The organism is Citrobacter portucalensis (assembly GCF_002042885.1).
In the GTDB taxonomy this organism is placed as follows: Bacteria; Pseudomonadota; Gammaproteobacteria; order Enterobacterales; family Enterobacteriaceae; genus Citrobacter; species Citrobacter portucalensis.
Genome location: NZ_MVFY01000006.1, coordinates 26,484 through 43,137 on the forward strand (window position 1 = coordinate 26,484; position 16,654 = coordinate 43,137).

The following is a 16,654-nucleotide window of genomic DNA, read 5'->3' on the forward strand; positions in this document are numbered from 1 at the left end:
GCTTGATTCACCTTGTTACAGATTGCTATTGTGTGCGCGCGTCGAAAGGCCGTTAATATTCTCAGGTTAATATGGCGCTTTATGCAGCCTGGTTTAAGTCAAGAAGGTATCTATGGGTGAGATTAGTATTACCAAACTGCTGGTGGTTGCCGCACTGGTTGTTCTGCTGTTTGGTACCAAGAAGTTACGTACACTGGGTGGAGACCTGGGAACGGCAATCAAGGGCTTCAAGAAAGCAATGAACGACGATAATGCCGATGCTAAGAAAGATGCTGATGGTAGCGTTCAGGCTGAGAAGCTTTCTCATAAAGAGTAATGTCAGGAGCATGATGCTCATACTGCATACTCTGCATGAAAAAAAACCGGCAATTTGCCGGTTTTTTTATTGCTGATATGTAAGTGAGTATTACACGATTACTTCACTTCCAGCCCTTTGGCCTGCATGTCAGCATGGTAAGAAGAGCGAACGAATGGACCGCAGGCTGCATGGGTAAAGCCCATTGCCATAGCTTCGGCTTTCATCTCATCGAACTCATCCGGGCTCACATAGCGTTGAACCGGCAGGTGATGGCGGCTTGGCTGTAAATACTGCCCCAGCGTCAACATGGTTACACCATGACTGCGCAGGTCACGCATGACCTCAATGATTTCCGCATTGGTTTCGCCCAGACCGACCATCAGACCTGATTTAGTCGGAATCTCCGGGTGCGCTTCCTTGAAACGTTCCAGAAGCTTCAGTGACCAGTTGTAGTCAGCCCCGGGGCGTACATTGCGATAAATACGTGGTACGTTTTCGAGGTTGTGGTTAAACACATCCGGCGGGGTGGCCGTGAGGATATCCAGCGCACGATCCATACGACCACGGAAGTCAGGCACCAGCGTTTCGATTTTAATCGACGGGCTTTTCTCACGAATAGCGGTGATGCAGTCAGCAAAGTGCTGAGCGCCGCCGTCACGCAGATCGTCGCGGTCAACGGAGGTAATGACGACATAGCGCAGCGCCATGTCAGCAATCGTCTGAGCAAGTTTTAACGGCTCGTTAGCATCAGGAGCAACCGGACGGCCATGGGCAACGTCACAGAATGGGCAACGGCGGGTACAGATTGCGCCGAGGATCATAAAGGTTGCAGTTCCGTGATTGAAACATTCAGCCAGGTTAGGGCAGGAAGCTTCTTCGCAGACAGAGTGCAGGCCATTTTTGCGCATTGCCGCTTTGATGCCCTGGATGCGAGTGGAGTCCGCTGGCAGTTTTATTTTCATCCATTCCGGTTTACGCAGCAGGGCTTCACGCTCTGTTGCCACATTTTTTACCGGGATAAGAGCCATCTTATCGGCATCGCGGTATTTAACACCGCGTTCCATCACAATGGGTTTACTCATAGCTTGCGTGTTCCAGTTGCGAATTACGAAGGAAAGCGTTTCAATTCAAGGGAATGTTGCATTTATCAACTATTTTTGAATTAGTGATACGCAGTATATCATTGAAACGGGCCAGAAAGCAGCCTGACAGGCTGGCAAAATGTAAAATAGTTGTTGTTTTGTGCCATTTGCCACAACATATGCCGTGGCAAAGTATGCGCGTATTTTCAGTCCGCAATGTACTCGTGCGGTGGGTTACCCAACAGCGCCAGAATGTTGGCCAGCAGCCGGGGGCGAACGCTCTCGGTCGTGGCGGTGCTATCCCACTGCGATACCTTCGCCATTTCCATTCCGGCATAACCACAAGGATTGATACGCAGGAAAGGAGACAAGTCCATATCCACATTGAGCGCTAAGCCGTGAAATGAACAACCTTTACGAATACGTAACCCCAAAGAGCAGATTTTCTTCTCTCCAACGTATACGCCAGGCGCATCGGCTCGCGGGTGGGCGTCAATACCGATTTCCGCAAGGGTATTCACAACGGTTTGCTCCAGCAGCGTAACCAGTTCGCGAACGCCAAGTTTACGACGCTTCAGGTTCAACAGCACATACATGACCTGCTGGCCCGGCCCGTGATAAGTCACCTGACCGCCACGATCGCTCTGGATCACCGGAATATCTCCTGGCATCAGTACGTGCTCTGCTTTACCTGCCTGACCCTGGGTAAAAACAGGATAATGCTCTACCAGCCAGATTTCGTCATAACTGTTTTCATCGCGGGTATCGGTGAATTCGTGCATGGCCAGAGAAACTGGCTCGTAAGGTTGAAGACCGAGCTGGCGGACAAGAATTTTATCCTGATACAAAACGGCATCTCCGTAGATACTCACATAGAGTAGAGAATATAAAAGAGGGGAAAAAGTATATCACAGGAGGGAGGGGTTACCCGAGCGGGGATGCAGCGGGTAACCAACAGGTTTTTACAGCACCATGCGAACGATATCGATATTGCCTAATTCTTCGTACAGCGTTTCAACCTGCTCAATGTGTGTAGCAGTAATAGTGATTGAGACCGAGTGGTAGTTGCCTTTGCTGCTCGGTTTTACCGTCGGAGAGTAATCACCTGGCGCATGGCGCTGTACCACTTCAACCACCTGATCAACCAGCTCAGGCAACGCCTGCCCCATTACTTTGTAAGTAAATGGAGTAGGGAATTCAAGCAGTTCGTTAAGTTTGGTTTTCATGTCAGCTCCGGCGTTACATCAATAAATAATAACTCCCACAGCGTGTGGGAGTTATCTGGATACCTAGTATATGGGGACGTAAATCACACTTTCAAGTGTTCGATTTTTAGCCAAACCAGTGATGGAACATTAATTTAATGTAATCAATGATTTTCCCAAAGAAGTTGCCTTCAGGGATTTCCTGCAGGACTACCAGCGGGCGCTGCTCAATGGTTTTGCCATCCAGCTGGAAGTTGATGGTGCCGACAACCTGGTTTTTCTGCAGCGGTGCGTGCAGTTCCGTGGTGTTCAGCACATAGCTTGCTTTCAGATCTTTCATGCGGCCGCGCGGAATAGTCAGGTAGACATCTTTATCTACGCCTAACGATGCACGATCGGTGTTACCAAACCAGGCGGGCTCAGAAGCAAACTCTTTACCGACTTTCAGTGGGTTCACGGTTTCAAAGAAACGGAAGCCCCAGGTCAGCAGTTTTTTACTTTCGGTTTCGCGACCTTTATAGGTGCGGCCACCCATGACGGCGGAGATCAGACGCATCTGGCCTTCGGTTGCGGATGCAACGAGGTTATAGCCAGCCTTGTCGGTATGACCGGTTTTGATACCGTCGACATTCAGGCTGTTATCCCACAGCAGGCCGTTACGGTTTAACTGACGGATGCCGTTAAAGGTGAACTCTTTTTCTTTATAGATAGAGTATTCGTTAGGCACGTCGCGAATCAGCGCCTGACCAATCATCGCCATGTCGCGAGCCGAGCTGTATTGACCGTCAGCATCGAGACCATGAACGGTCTGGAAGTGGGTGTTTTTCAGGCCCAGCGCGTTCACATAGCTGTTCATCAGACCGACGAAAGCATCCTGGCTACCGGCTGCGAAGTCCGCCATTGCCACGCACGCGTCATTCCCGGATTGCAGGTTGATACCACGGATAAGCTGAGAAACAGGAACCTGCATTCCTGGCTTCAGGAACATCAACGATGAACCTTTAAAGACCGGGTTACCTGTAGCCCATGCGTCATTGCCGACGGTGACCAGATCGGTTTCTTTGAATTTCCCGGCTTTCATCGCCTGGCCGATGACGTAGCTGGTCATCATTTTGGTCAGACTGGCGGGGTCGCGGCGAGTGTCAGCGTTCTGTTCTGCCAGAACTTTGCCTGAATTGTAATCAATCAGGATATATGACTCCGCATCGATCTGCGGAACACCCGGGATCATGGTTTTAATATTCAGGTCATCGGCATGGGCAGCAGAGAGAGAAGCTGCGCAGAGAGCCGCGGTGAGCGCCATACGCTGCACGAAACGAGCGGAAAAAGTGGTCTTCATGGTCTGAACTACGACGTCCGTGATGAAATTAAAAAAAGTGCCCTACTATAGCAAATGCAAAACGGGCAGGCATCTGACTTTCCGCGTGACTTTGTTAATGTCATTTACAGAAACTGACAGTTCAGATACCTGATTTACGTTATTACACGCCGGTGATGAAGGACTGTAATTGCGCTTCGGCTTGAAGACGCTGCTGCAATGTGGAGGCTTCAGCTTTGCTGGCGAACGGCCCCATCTGGATACGCCAGACTGCGCCGTTTTGTACCACCCGACCTGGGACGCCAAATTGCTGGCTTAAACGTTTTTGATACTGCTGCGCACGCGACTGCTCGCTGACTGCGCCAACCTGAACCACGTAGCGTCCGTTGGCTACTGCCGCTGGCGCAGGTGCAGCGACGGCGGCTGGTGTTGCTGCTGGCGCGGTTGGCGTTACCGGTGCGGTGGTGGTCGGTTGCGGAGCCGGAGTCGGCTCGCTACCTTCCAGCACGCCTGCAGCGAGTGTGGTCGGCGCACCGAGGAATCCACTGCTGTTCACTGGCGCACCGGTTGTATCATCGCTTTTCAACGTGGAATTGCTGATCGGACGAATATCGCCTTGCGGCTGACCCACATCCGATGGCGCAGGCATGCTGCCCATACTACCACCGCCGCTTAAATCAGGACGCGCGGGCAGGGCATAGGTTTGTTTCGCTACCGTGGTACAAGCCATTCCCGGCCCGGACAATGAACCATCCTGGGCGACGATGATCGGGTCGATACGTACTTTGGTATTGTTGGAGGTATTCAGACGGTCGGCTGCTGCACGTGAAAGTGAAATCACGCGATCGTTGCCATAAGGGCCGCGATCGTTAATGCGCACGACAATCATCCTGCCATTTGCCAGGTTAGTTATTCTGGCATAGCTTGGGACTGGCAGCGTCGGATGCGCTGCGGTTAACTGCATCGGGTCGAACGCTTCACCAGACGCGGTTAAGTTGCTTCCGGGTTCCGCATCATAGATAGCGGCAAGCCCTGCCTGGCTAAAGCGGGAAGGGTCCTGGACGATTTTGTAGCTCTTACCATCACGCTGATAGTCCTGATTCGCCGTTGGGTTCAGGGGTTCAAAGCGCGGATCGGCCCCGCTGATTTCAACAATCGGACCATTACACACCGCAGGCTGCGGCGCGACAGCACCCTGTTGCTGACCATCATCACTCGAACACGCCGCGAGCATTCCTGCTGCGATGCAGATACCAAGCCACTGCTTACGCATTGCGTACCCCTTACACGCTTTTCGACAACATTTTTCTATGGGTATGGATCGACATAACAATCCCGAACCCAGCCATCAGCACGATAAGTGCCGAGCCTCCGTAACTAACCAGTGGGAGAGGAACGCCAACCACGGGCAGAATACCGCTCACCATACCAATATTTACGAAGACATAAACGAATAATATCAACATTAAACCACCCGCCATGACGCGACCAAAGGTGGTTTGCGCGTGGGCAGCGATCCATAATCCGCGCATAATCAGCAAAATGTACAGCGCCAGCAGAATTAAGATCCCTACCAGACCCAGTTCTTCCGCTAATACCGCGAAGATAAAATCTGTATGACGTTCGGGTAAAAACTCAAGCTGTGACTGCGTACCGTGTAGCCAGCCCTTACCACGTAGACCGCCGGAGCCAATAGCAATTTTAGACTGAATGATGTGATAACCCGCACCCAGCGGATCGGTTTCCGGATCGAGTAACATCATGACGCGCTGACGTTGATAATCATGCATCAGGAAGAACCACAGTATTGGGATAAACGCCGCAACCAGGACCACCGCAACACCGATTAAACGCCAGCTCAAACCAGAAAGGAACAGAACAAACAGGCCGGAAAGGGCGACCAGAATTGAAGTCCCGAGGTCTGGCTGGGCGGCCACCAGCAGGGTGGGCATAAATATCAGCACCAACGCAATGGCGGTATTTTTTAGCGATGGCGGGCAAACATCACGGTTGATGAAGCGCGCGACCATCAGCGGCACGGCAATCTTGGCGATTTCGGAAGGCTGAAAACGCACAATCCCCAAATCCAGCCAGCGCTGCGCGCCTTTGGAGATAGCGCCGAAGGCATCTACTGCCACCAACAAAATGATGCAAAAGATGTAGAGATAGGGAGCCCAGCCTTCATAAACTCGGGGCGGGATTTGCGCCATCACCACCATGATGACCAGGCCCATCGCGATCTGACCGACCTTGCGCTCCATCATGCCAATATCCTGGCCGCTGGCGCTCCAGATGACCAGCGAGCTGTAAACCAGCAGCGCCAGCAAAATAAGCAACATCGTGGGATCGATGTGGATTTTGTCCCAGAATGTTTTTTTGTTCGGATTATCCGTCACGATTATTGGTCCTCCGCTGCAGCAACCGCGGGGTTTTCTGCAGGCAGATTGGTGTTATTGTCGCCCAACATAATGTGGTCAAGGATCTGGCGCATAATGGTACCCACAGCCGGGCCCGCGCCACCGTTTTCAAGGATTATGGCGACAGCAACCTGGGGCTTATCATAGGGTGCGAAGGCCGTCATCAGCTTGTGGTCACGTAAGCGCTCGGCGATCTTATGTGCGTTATAGGTTTCATTGGCTTTCAGGCCAAAGACCTGTGCAGTACCGGATTTCGCCGCAATTTTGTAAGGTGCGCCAGCGAAATATTTGTGTGCAGTACCGTTAGGACGGTTGGCTACACCGTACATGCCGTCTTTTGCGATTTCCCAATAACCGGAATGAATGTCACCAACGGGTGGTTCGTGTGGCTGAATCCACGGCACTTGCTTGCCGTTTTCTGCCGTACTCATCAGCAGATGCGGAACTTTTACCAAACCGTCGTTGATAAGGATCATCAGCGCTTTACTCATCTGGATAGGGGTTGCTGTCCAGTAACCCTGACCGATGCCGACCGGAATGGTATCACCCTGGTACCATGGCTTTTTAAACCGTTTTTGCTTCCACTCGCGGGTTGGCATGTTTCCGGCGCGCTCTTCGGCAAGATCGATACCCGTATATTGACCGTAGCCAAACTTGCTCATCCACTCTGAAAGGCGGTCTATCCCCATATCATAGGCGATTTGATAGAAAAACGTATCCGCCGACTCTTCCAGAGAACGGGTGATGTTCAGATGGCCGTGCCCCCATTTTTTCCAGTCGCGGTAACGTTTTTCAGAGCCCGGTAATTGCCACCAACCCGGATCGAACAGACCAGTATTGCGGGTGATGACGCCTGCACTTAATGCAGAAACCGCGACGTAAGGTTTAACCGTCGAAGCAGGAGGGTAGACACCCTGAGTCGCGCGGTTAACCAATGGGGTATTCGGGTCATTGAGCAACCCGGAGTAATCTTTACTCGAGATACCATCGACAAACAGGTTCGGGTCGTAGCTCGGCATGGACACCAGTGCGAGAACGCCACCGGTACGCGGGTCGGTGACTACCACCGCGGCACGACTGCCCGCCAGCAGCGTTTCGATGTACTGCTGGAGTTTCAGGTCAAGGGTGAGATAGATATCGTGCCCGGCCTGCGGCGCCACTTCTTTCAGTTGGCGAATGACGCGGCCACGGTTGTTCACTTCAACTTCTTCATAACCCGTCTGGCCGTGAAGTACGTCTTCATAATAGCGTTCAATACCCAATTTACCGATGTCGTGCGTCGCCGCGTAGTTGGCCAGCTTGCCGTCTTTGTCCAGGCGGTCCACGTCTTTATCGTTGATCTTCGATACGTAGCCAATGACGTGGGTCAGCGCAGAGCCGTAGGGGTAATAGCGGCGTTTATAGCCTTTAACTTCGACGCCGGGAAAGCGATATTGATTAACGGCGAATCGGGCCACCTGCACTTCACTGAGGTTAGTTTTTACCGGAATGGAGGTGAAGCGGTGTGAACGGGCGCGCTCTTTTTTAAAGGCGGCAATGTCGTCGTCCGTCAGGTCTACGACGTTACGCAGCGCGTCGAGGGTATCCTGAACGTTGTCGACCTTTTCCGGCATCATTTCTATCTGATAAATGGTGCGGTTAAGGGCGAGCGGAATTCCGTTACGGTCATAAATGATGCCGCGACTGGGGGCGATAGGCACCAGTTTGATGCGGTTTTCGTTCGAGCGGGTCTGATAATCAGTAAAGCGAACGATTTGCAGATTATAAAGGTTGGCGATCAGCACGCCGGTGAGCAGCAAAATCCCCAAAAAAGCGACCAGCGCCCGGCGCACAAACAGCGCGGACTCAGCCGAATAGTCGCGAAAAGAATTCTGTAGTTTCATCCGCTGCTTAATCTACTCAAGAATCAATGATCACTCACGGTGATAAGGATGGTTGGTGGTGATGCTCCACGCCCTGTACAGACTCTCCGCGACCAGAACCCGAACAAGAGGGTGAGGAAGGGTTAACGCAGAGAGTGACCAGCTTTGTTCCGCTGCCGCTTTACAGGCAGGAGAGAGACCTTCCGGCCCGCCAATCAACAGACTGACGTCACGACCGTCCAGTTTCCAGCGTTCCAGTTCAGTCGCCAGCTGCGGCGTGTCCCAGGGTTTACCAGGGATATCAAGGGTGACGATGCGGTTTTTGCCTGCGGCAGCCAGCATCTGCTCACCCTCTTTGTCGAGAATGCGTTTAATATCCGCGTTCTTGCCGCGTTTTCCTGCCGGGATTTCGATCAGCTCAAAGGGCATATCTTTCGGAAACCGACGGAGATACTCCGTAAACCCGGTTTGCACCCAGTCAGGCATTTTCGTACCCACAGCGACAAGTTGCAGCTTCACGCATTAACTCCAGAGTTTTTCCAGTTCATACAGGCGACGGCTTTCTTCCTGCATCACGTGGACAATCACATCACCGAGGTCAACGACGATCCAGTCTGCAACGTTCTCGCCTTCTACGCCGAGCGGCAGCAGACCAGCAGTGCGGGACTCCTGAACAACGTGGTCTGCGATAGACATTACATGACGGCTGGACGTGCCGGTGCAGATAATCATGCAATCAGTGATGCTGGATTTGCCCTGAACGTCTAAGGCGATGATGTCTTGACCTTTCAGGTCATCAATTTTGTCGATTACAAAATCCTGAAGTGCTTTACCCTGCAAGTGTTCCCCCTGGGTGAAAAGAGTTAAAAACGTCTGTTAGTATACCTGAACCAGAGGCGATATCGGGACAAATGTCTCCGAAAGCGCTTTTGAAGTGCGCTATCATCCCACCCCACGCCGCAGAATGCATCGCCATTTTTGTAAAACAATTTCTGCAAAGCTCTGAAGGGCGGGAAAAGTCAGGTTGCGGAGAATAACAGCCTGTCATGGGGTGTCAATGGGAGAGAAGCCCTTCGGCAGAAAAAACAGGGCTTTCACTCCCCGTCGTGCCATACAGCCCGGCTGTTGAGCACTTTCAGAACCGCAAAATTGTCGCAAAAATCAATTGCGCTCCAGCAACCTTGTTCGACGCGAAAATGCCACATTGCTGCAGCCGGCATGGACAGCAGACGGGCGATCAACACGCTCAGAACACCCTGATGGCTCACCACCAGCAGGTTTTGGCACGTTTTGTAATCAGCGAGCTGAGCAATAAAGCGTTCCACACGCTGGGAAAACGCCTGAAAGCCTTCACCATTGGTTGGCGTCGCATTCTGCCAGTCGTTACACCACACGGCGTAGTTTTCGGCGTCTTCTCGCGCCAGATCGCGATGATGGCGCATTTCCCAGTCACCAAAAAACATCTCATTGAGCTCAGGCATGTTGCGCACAGGGACCTCACGATCGCCTAAGATCAACTGCGTTGTATGGCGGGCACGTTCCAACTCGCTGCACAGAACGTTGTCGACAGGCACATGGCGTAACAGCGTACCCAGTGTTTGCGCCTGAGCGATACCCCGTTCCGTTAGCGGTGTGGGGGCGTGGCCGCTGTATAAACCAGCAACATTGGCTTCAGTTTCTCCATGACGTACTAACCAGAGTCTCATTTTTTCCTCTTGAGGTTATTCGCACAAAACATGATGTTTGCCCTGATTGCGCAGAGATTTTTCACTAAAATACCTTTTTTTGCGTGGAGCGGCACGATGTCTTTATTGAAGAGCGCGCATGGTGGCAATACCCGAGAAGCCGCCGAACTGTTGGGCATCTCGCCTGAACAATTGTTGGATTTTAGCGCGAATATTAATCCGCTGGGTATGCCGGCAAGTTTAAAACGCGCGATCGTCGACAACCTGGACTGCGCGGAGCGTTACCCGGATGTTGATTACGCTAAATTGCATGCGGCGCTGGCGGAGCATCATCAGATTCCTGCCTCATGGATACTTGCCGGAAACGGCGAGACTGAGTCGATTTTCACTTTGGTGCAAGGACTTAAACCACGCCATGCGATGATCGTGACGCCCGGGTTTGCTGAATATCGTCGGGCGCTGCAATGGGGAGACTGTACGATCCATGAGTTTGCGCTGCACGAAGACGATGGCTGGCAGCTTACCGATGCAATCCTCGATGCGTTAACCTCAGAGCTGGACTGCCTGTTTCTCTGTACGCCCAACAATCCCACTGGCTTGCTGCCCGATAACCGCCTGCTGCGCGAAATAGCCGAGCGTTGTGAGTTGCTTGGGATCAATCTGATCCTTGATGAAGCGTTTATCGATTTTATTGCCGGGGAGCAGGGGTTTATTCCGCTGCTTCGGGATAACCCGCATATTTGGGTGCTGCGCTCGCTAACCAAGTTCTATGCGATACCGGGGCTGCGGTTAGGGTATCTGGTCAACAGTAATGAACAGGCTGTTGCACAGATGCGCCGTCGACAAATGCCGTGGTCAATTAACGCATTTGCTGCACTGGCAGGCGAGATTATTTTACACGACAGCGCATATCAGCAGGCAACATGGAAGTGGCTGGAGCAAGAGGGCGCGAGGTTTGATCGGCAGTTGAAAGAACTGCCCGGCCTGACGGTGTATCCTGGCAGGGCAAATTATCGCTTATTGCGCTGCGAGCGGGCGGATTTTGATCTGCAACGCGCAATGCTGGAACAACATGTTTTGATTCGCAGTTGTGCTAATTATCCGGGGCTGGATGCGCGCTATTATCGGGTAGCCGTTCGCAGCCAGGAAGAGAATAACCGCCTGTTAGCGGCTCTACGCAAGGTGCTTAGCGGTACAACCCCTGCTGATTGATATAGTCAAGCACTGCAGCTGGCATCAGGTCGTCGCACGGCTCGCCTTTTTCCAGACGCTCACGGATGAGCGTGGCGGAGATGTTAAACCACGGCGTTTCAGCCAGATAAATTTTCCCGCAAGGCAAGTTGTGCAGGTCATCTGGCGAATGGGTCAGATGATCCTCCAGCCACTGCTGGTGCTTTTCCTGCGCCATTTCGAGCGGATAGCCCGGACGTCGGCAGACAATGAGGTGGGTGTTACCCAGAATCGTGTCGTAGTCATGCCAGGACGGAAAGGTAAGCAGTGAGTCCTGGCCAATAATAAACGCTAATGGCACGTCCGGTCCTTGCTCCTCGCGCCACTCTTTGAGCGTTTGCGCGGTGTAGGAGGCGGTATCGCGTTTCAGTTCGCGTTCATCAAGGGAGAACAGCGGCTTATCGGCAATGGCCAGTTCAACCATGTGTTGACGTTGTTCGCCGGACGCTTCGGGTTGCGCACGATGCGGCGGCACGTTATTGGGCATGATAATGACCCGGGAAAGGCCAATCAGATTCGCCAGAATTTCAACCGGTTTAAGATGACCATAATGCACCGGATCAAAGGTGCCACCGAACAGAGCCTGCAATGATTTCATATCAACCATCAATAAAAACATCGGCCAGCGATTTATGGCAGAGCAACAGGGAAAGCCCCTCAAGTTCCGCCCACACTGACTGACCATAGTCTTGTTTAAGCGTAATTTCAGTACGCGTTAACAGCGTTACAGCCTGACGCAACTGCGCAGGATTCAGCCGGTTTAGCGCGTCTCCCATCATACCCCGGCGATTTTGCCACACCCGGTGTTTATCAAACAACGTGCGCAAAGGCGTATGGGCTGACTGCCGTTTTAAGTTGACCAACAGCAGTAATTCGCGCTGTATCGTACGCAACAAAATAACTGGCTCACTGCCTTCCAGGCGTAACTGTTGCAGAATGTGCAGCGCGCGTTTGCTTTTGCCCATCAGCAGCGCATCCACCCAATGGAACGGGGTAAAGTGCGCGGCATCGTTAACGGCTTTCTCCACGCGAGGCAGCGTTAGTTTGCCATCAGGCCAAAGCAATGCTAGCCGTTCCAGCGCTTGCGCCAGCGCTAACAGATTACCTTCATAGCAATAGCACAACAGCTGATTGGCTGCGTCATCCAGTTGTAGATTGTTAAGCTTCGCTCTGGCGGCGACCCAACGAGGAAGCTGTGCTTGCTCCGGCGTCTGGCAGCTTACCTGTACCGCATTATTGGCAAGTCCGGTATACCATGCGGCGTTTTCCTGCGCTTTAGTCAGTTTGTTGCCGCGAACGATCAGCAGCAGGTCGTCATGTAGCAGTGTGACGAGTGAAGCGAGCTGTTCGTTAATGGCGGCATTGGGGCCATTTTCAGGCAACTGCAAAAGTAGGGTTTGACGGCTGGCAAACAGGCTCATTGCCTGGCAGAGTGAAAAAATCTCTCCCCAGTCGGTGCTATTGTCCAGGGTGAAAGCGTGGTGTTCTTCGAACCCTTGTGTGGCGGCAGCCTGACGGATAGCGTCCTGGCTTTCCTGCAACAAGAGAGGATCGTTACCTAAGAGCAAATACGCCGCGCGCAGCCCTTCATTGAGCTGTGCGCGGAGTTGTTCAGGGTACAACTTGAGCATCAGTTACCCAGCGTGGTGGAAACACGCGCCGGAGATGACGCAGGCTCTGCGGCTTTTGTCGCCGCTGGCTTAGCATCATCAGCATTGGATGACAGAGTATCGGCCAGATGTACGCTTGGCAGCTTACGAATTAACTGTTCAGCCGCTTTGTCATACATCTCTTTGATGATCATCTCTTGCTCGTTATCCTTCGCCAGTGCAGCCTGTGGGTTGTCAAAGAACGAACGATAAACTTTGGCGCTGATTGGATAAATATCATGACCTGGAATCAGCACAGTAGCACTTACGGACATCACCATCTGGTATTCAGCCGTTTGACCGTTCTGGAATACCGACGCCGTATCCTGCGAAATGCTGACTGCGCCAAGACGTAAGGACGTCACATCTTTACGCATTGTACCGTCTTCAAGCAGCGTAACGCCGTTCAGGCGCAGCTGATTACGAACCGCGCGGCTTAATGGGCCGTTCGGATCACCAGAGTTCAGGATCATGGTTTTCATTGAGGGTGGAACCTGCGTAGTATTACGCAGATGCCAGCCACACCCGGCGGTGACAAGCACCGCCAGAGATAACAACAATGTTGTCAGAAGTCGCACGCTTCCTCCCGCGCTTAGCCAACGACCAGATTGAGGAGTTTACCTGGTACATAAATCACTTTACGTACGGTAACGCCATCAAGATATTTTGCCACCAGGTGCTCCTGGCCAGCACGTTCACGAACCTGTTCTTCTGTCGCATTTACCGGAACGGTAATTTTGCCACGGACCTTACCGTTCACCTGAACAACAACCAGCGTCGAGTCTTCAACCATTGCGGCTTCGTCCGCCACCGGCCACGGTGCGTTGTCGATATCGCCTTCGCCTTTCAGTGCTTCCCACATCGTGAAGCAAACGTGTGGGGTGAACGGATTCAGCATGCGAACGACGGCCAGTAACGCTTCCTGCATCAGGGCTCTGTCTTGTTCGTCTTCCTGCGGTGCTTTCGCCAGCTTGTTCATCAGCTCCATAATCGCCGCAATTGCGGTGTTAAAGGTCTGACGACGACCGATATCATCGGTAACTTTAGCAATGGTTTTATGTACGTCGCGACGCAGCGCTTTTTGGTCTTCGCTCAACGCATCAACGTTCAGGGCAGCAACATCGCCTTTGGAAGTATGTTCGTAAACCAGCTTCCATACACGTTTCAGGAAGCGGTTCGCCCCTTCAACGCCGGATTCCTGCCATTCCAGCGTCATATCAGCCGGAGAAGCGAACATCATGAACAGACGTACCGTGTCAGCGCCGTAACGTTCAACCATGACCTGCGGGTCGATACCGTTATTTTTCGACTTGGACATTTTGCTCATGCCGGTATAGACCAGTTCATGGCCTTCTGCGTCCTGAGCTTTGACGATACGACCTTTTTCGTCGCGCTCAACGATGGCATCAACCGGAGAAACCCAGTTACGCTCGCCGTTTGCACCAACGTAATAGAACGCATCAGCCAACACCATACCCTGGCACAGCAGCTGTTTGGCCGGTTCGTCAGAGTTGACCATGCCCGCATCGCGCATCAGCTTGTGGAAGAAGCGGAAGTAGAGCAGGTGCATGATGGCGTGTTCAATACCACCAATGTAGATATCAACTGGCAGCCAGTAGTTTGCAGCTTCTGGATCCAGCATCCCTTCGTTGTACTGCGGGCAGGTGTAGCGCGCGTAGTACCAGGAGGATTCCATAAAGGTATCGAAGGTGTCGGTTTCGCGCAGCGCAGGCATGCCGTTAACGGTGGTTTTTGCCCACTCCGGATCGGCTTTGATTGGGCTGGTGATGCCGTCCATGACCACGTCTTCCGGCAGAATAACCGGCAGCTGATCTTCTGGCGTCGGCAGAACGGTACCGTCTTCCAACGTCACCATCGGAATTGGCGCACCCCAGTAACGCTGACGGGAAACACCCCAGTCACGCAGACGGTAGTTCACTTTACGCTCACCCACGCCTTTGGCTACCAGCTTGTCAGCAATGGCGTTGAAGGCAGCTTCGAAGTCGAGGCCGTCAAACTCGCCGGAGTTAAACAGCACGCCTTTTTCGGTCAGAGCTTGTTCGGACAGATCCGGCTCTGCGCCTTCAGCGGTCAGAATTACTGGTTTGATGGTCAGGCCATATTTTGTCGCAAACTCGTAATCGCGCTGATCGTGGCCCGGAACGGCCATGACTGCGCCCGTACCGTATTCCATCAGGACGAAGTTTGCTGCCCAAACGGGGATTTCTTCGCCAGTCAGCGGGTGAACGGCTTTAAAGCCCGTGTCGACGCCTTTCTTCTCCATGGTTGCCATTTCGGCTTCAGCAACCTTGGTATTGCGGCATTCGTCAATGAAGGCGGCCAGTTCTGGGTTATTTGCAGCAGCTTTCTGCGCCAGCGGGTGACCTGCGGCAACGGCCAGATAGGTCGCACCCATAAAGGTGTCCGGGCGGGTGGTGTAAACGGTCAGCGTGTTGTCGTAACCGTTCACATCGAAGGTGATTTCCACGCCTTCAGAACGGCCAATCCAGTTGCGCTGCATCGTTTTCACGGTGTCAGGCCAGTGATCCAGGTTATCCAGGTCACGCAGCAGTTCGTCAGCGTAAGCGGTAATTTTGATGAACCACTGTGGGATCTCTTTACGCTCGACTTTGGTATCGCAACGCCAGCAGCAGCCGTCGATAACCTGTTCGTTCGCCAGTACGGTCTGGTCGTTCGGGCACCAGTTGACCGCAGACGTTTTCTTGTACACCAGGCCTTTTTTGTACAGCTCGGTGAAGAATTTCTGTTCCCAACGGTAGTATTCCGGGGTGCAGGTCGCCAGCTCACGGCTCCAGTCGTAACCGAAACCCAGCATTTTGAGCTGGTTTTTCATGTATGCGATGTTGTCGTACGTCCACGGTGCTGGTGCGGTATTGTTTTTAACCGCAGCGCCTTCTGCAGGCAGACCGAACGCATCCCAGCCAATTGGCTGCAGTACGTTTTTGCCCAGCATGCGCTGGTAGCGGGCGATCACGTCACCGATGGTGTAGTTACGTACGTGGCCCATGTGTAGTCGACCAGAAGGATAGGGAAGCATAGACAGGCAGTAATACTTCTCTTTGCTCTCGTCTTCGGTAACTTCAAATGTGCGCTTCTCATCCCAGTGAAGCTGTACTTTGGATTCTATCTCTTCCGGGCGGTATTGCTCTTGCATGGCAGCCAGTGGTCCTGTTTTCAATACAGCTACAAACGTAGCTCTAGATGTGGTGTTTCAGATCCGCATAGCATAGCCCAAACGCCCGCGCCAAAACAGCCTTTCGCGCATTCAGCGTTGAATTCCCGCAAGGATAATTCTTGCACGAATTTACACACTCTGTGGACAGTCTTGCAAAGCGTAGCGTAAATAACGTCTATTATTATAGACAGTTAACGACCCAGGAGGCGAAGCGATGAACAAGGTTGCTCAATATTACCGTGAACTGGTGGCTTCACTGAGCGAACGTCTGCGTAATGGTGAACGCGATATTGATGCGTTGGTGGAGCAGGCGCGTCAACGAGTTATGCAGACCGGGGAGTTAACGCGAACCGAGGTGGAAGAGCTCACCCGGGCCGTCAGACGTGACCTGGAAGAGTTTGCTCTGAGCTATGAAGAAAGTCTCGATGAGGAGACAGACAGCGTCTTTATGCGGGTTATCAAGGAGAGTATCTGGCAGGAACTGGCCGATATTACCGATAAAACGCAGCTCGAATGGCGAGAAGTGTTCCAGGATCTCAGTCATCACGGGGTTTATCACAGCGGTGAGGTGGTCGGATTAGGTAATCTGGTCTGCGAGAAGTGCCACTTCCATTTAGCGGTTTACACCCCGGATGTGCTACCGCTGTGTCCGAAATGCGGGCACGATCAGTTCCAGCGGCGACCGTTTGAGCCGTGATCGCTTATTGCCGGA

Annotated in this window: 17 protein-coding genes; 3 read left to right on the plus strand and 14 right to left on the minus strand. The window is 52.7% G+C overall.

Features of this window, described 5'->3' with window-relative positions:
* Nucleotides 1-112: 112 nt before the first annotated feature.
* Nucleotides 113-316 carry a twin-arginine translocase subunit TatE gene (gene tatE / locus BZK40_RS10410; protein WP_003022699.1) on the plus strand — a complete coding sequence of 68 codons (204 nt, stop codon included), beginning with the start codon at nt 113-115 and terminating at the stop codon, nt 314-316.
* A 98-nt stretch (nt 317-414) separates the two neighbouring features.
* Here the strand turns inward: tatE and lipA are convergent, their stop codons facing one another.
* The 10 genes from lipA to BZK40_RS10460 all read right to left on the minus strand — a co-directional run bounded on the left by lipA (nt 415) and on the right by BZK40_RS10460 (nt 9,888).
* Entirely contained in the window at nt 415-1,380 is a 966-nt protein-coding gene (gene lipA, locus BZK40_RS10415; protein WP_003022702.1) for a lipoyl synthase, read from the minus strand.
* A gap of 206 nt (nt 1,381-1,586) precedes the next feature.
* Nucleotides 1,587-2,228 (minus strand): lipoyl(octanoyl) transferase LipB, encoded by a 642-nt coding sequence (gene lipB, locus BZK40_RS10420; RefSeq protein ID WP_032942682.1) that lies wholly within the window; start codon nt 2,226-2,228, stop codon nt 1,587-1,589.
* A 114-nt stretch (nt 2,229-2,342) separates the two neighbouring features.
* Nucleotides 2,343-2,606 (minus strand): DUF493 family protein YbeD, encoded by a 264-nt coding sequence (ybeD, locus tag BZK40_RS10425; protein WP_003022706.1) that lies wholly within the window; start codon nt 2,604-2,606, stop codon nt 2,343-2,345.
* Nucleotides 2,607-2,712: 106 nt separating this feature from the next.
* Nucleotides 2,713-3,924, minus strand: a complete 1,212-nt coding sequence (gene dacA, locus BZK40_RS10430; RefSeq protein ID WP_003022711.1) for a D-alanyl-D-alanine carboxypeptidase DacA — start codon at nt 3,922-3,924, stop codon at nt 2,713-2,715.
* Nucleotides 3,925-4,066: 142 nt separating this feature from the next.
* Nucleotides 4,067-5,176, minus strand: a complete 1,110-nt coding sequence (gene rlpA, locus BZK40_RS10435; RefSeq protein ID WP_057067704.1) for an endolytic peptidoglycan transglycosylase RlpA — start codon at nt 5,174-5,176, stop codon at nt 4,067-4,069.
* A gap of 10 nt (nt 5,177-5,186) precedes the next feature.
* The gene (mrdB, locus tag BZK40_RS10440; protein WP_003022718.1) at nt 5,187-6,299 is read right to left on the minus strand and encodes a peptidoglycan glycosyltransferase MrdB; all 1,113 of its coding nucleotides are present in this window, start codon (nt 6,297-6,299) and stop codon (nt 5,187-5,189) included.
* A 2-nt stretch (nt 6,300-6,301) separates the two neighbouring features.
* On the minus strand, nt 6,302-8,203 hold the full coding sequence (gene mrdA / locus BZK40_RS10445; RefSeq protein ID WP_003831292.1) for a peptidoglycan DD-transpeptidase MrdA: 1,902 nt from the start codon (nt 8,201-8,203) through the stop codon (nt 6,302-6,304).
* A gap of 30 nt (nt 8,204-8,233) precedes the next feature.
* Nucleotides 8,234-8,701: a 23S rRNA (pseudouridine(1915)-N(3))-methyltransferase RlmH gene (gene rlmH / locus BZK40_RS10450; protein WP_003022725.1), complete on the minus strand. Its 468-nt coding sequence runs from the start codon at nt 8,699-8,701 to the stop codon at nt 8,234-8,236.
* A 3-nt stretch (nt 8,702-8,704) separates the two neighbouring features.
* The gene (gene rsfS / locus BZK40_RS10455) at nt 8,705-9,022 is read right to left on the minus strand and encodes a ribosome silencing factor (RefSeq protein ID WP_003022728.1); all 318 of its coding nucleotides are present in this window, start codon (nt 9,020-9,022) and stop codon (nt 8,705-8,707) included.
* 254 nt (nt 9,023-9,276) lie between these two features.
* Nucleotides 9,277-9,888: an adenosylcobalamin/alpha-ribazole phosphatase gene (locus BZK40_RS10460; protein WP_032942684.1), complete on the minus strand. Its 612-nt coding sequence runs from the start codon at nt 9,886-9,888 to the stop codon at nt 9,277-9,279.
* Nucleotides 9,889-9,984: 96 nt separating this feature from the next.
* Between BZK40_RS10460 and cobD the strand changes: the two genes are divergently transcribed.
* On the plus strand, nt 9,985-11,079 hold the full coding sequence (gene cobD / locus BZK40_RS10465) for a threonine-phosphate decarboxylase CobD (RefSeq protein ID WP_079934673.1): 1,095 nt from the start codon (nt 9,985-9,987) through the stop codon (nt 11,077-11,079).
* On the opposite strand, the gene nadD is transcribed toward cobD, so the two are convergent.
* From nadD to leuS, 4 genes are read right to left on the minus strand one after another with little or no spacing between them, the layout of a single operon-like run.
* Nucleotides 11,054-11,695, minus strand: coding sequence for a nicotinate-nucleotide adenylyltransferase (gene nadD / locus BZK40_RS10470; RefSeq protein WP_095533129.1), 642 nt, complete (start codon nt 11,693-11,695; stop codon nt 11,054-11,056). The genes cobD and nadD overlap by 26 nt on opposite strands.
* 1 nt (nt 11,696) lies before the next feature.
* Nucleotides 11,697-12,728, minus strand: a complete 1,032-nt coding sequence (gene holA / locus BZK40_RS10475; protein WP_032942687.1) for a DNA polymerase III subunit delta — start codon at nt 12,726-12,728, stop codon at nt 11,697-11,699.
* Nucleotides 12,728-13,324, minus strand: coding sequence for an LPS assembly lipoprotein LptE (gene lptE / locus BZK40_RS10480; protein WP_032942688.1), 597 nt, complete (start codon nt 13,322-13,324; stop codon nt 12,728-12,730). The genes holA and lptE overlap by 1 nt, the downstream gene beginning before the upstream one ends.
* A gap of 14 nt (nt 13,325-13,338) precedes the next feature.
* Entirely contained in the window at nt 13,339-15,921 is a 2,583-nt protein-coding gene (gene leuS, locus BZK40_RS10485) for a leucine--tRNA ligase (RefSeq protein WP_095533124.1), read from the minus strand.
* Between the two features lie 235 nt (nt 15,922-16,156).
* On the opposite strand from leuS, the gene BZK40_RS10490 reads away from it, so the two are divergent.
* Nucleotides 16,157-16,639, plus strand: a complete 483-nt coding sequence (locus BZK40_RS10490; RefSeq protein WP_003022748.1) for a zinc ribbon-containing protein — start codon at nt 16,157-16,159, stop codon at nt 16,637-16,639.
* Nucleotides 16,640-16,654 lie beyond the last annotated feature (15 nt).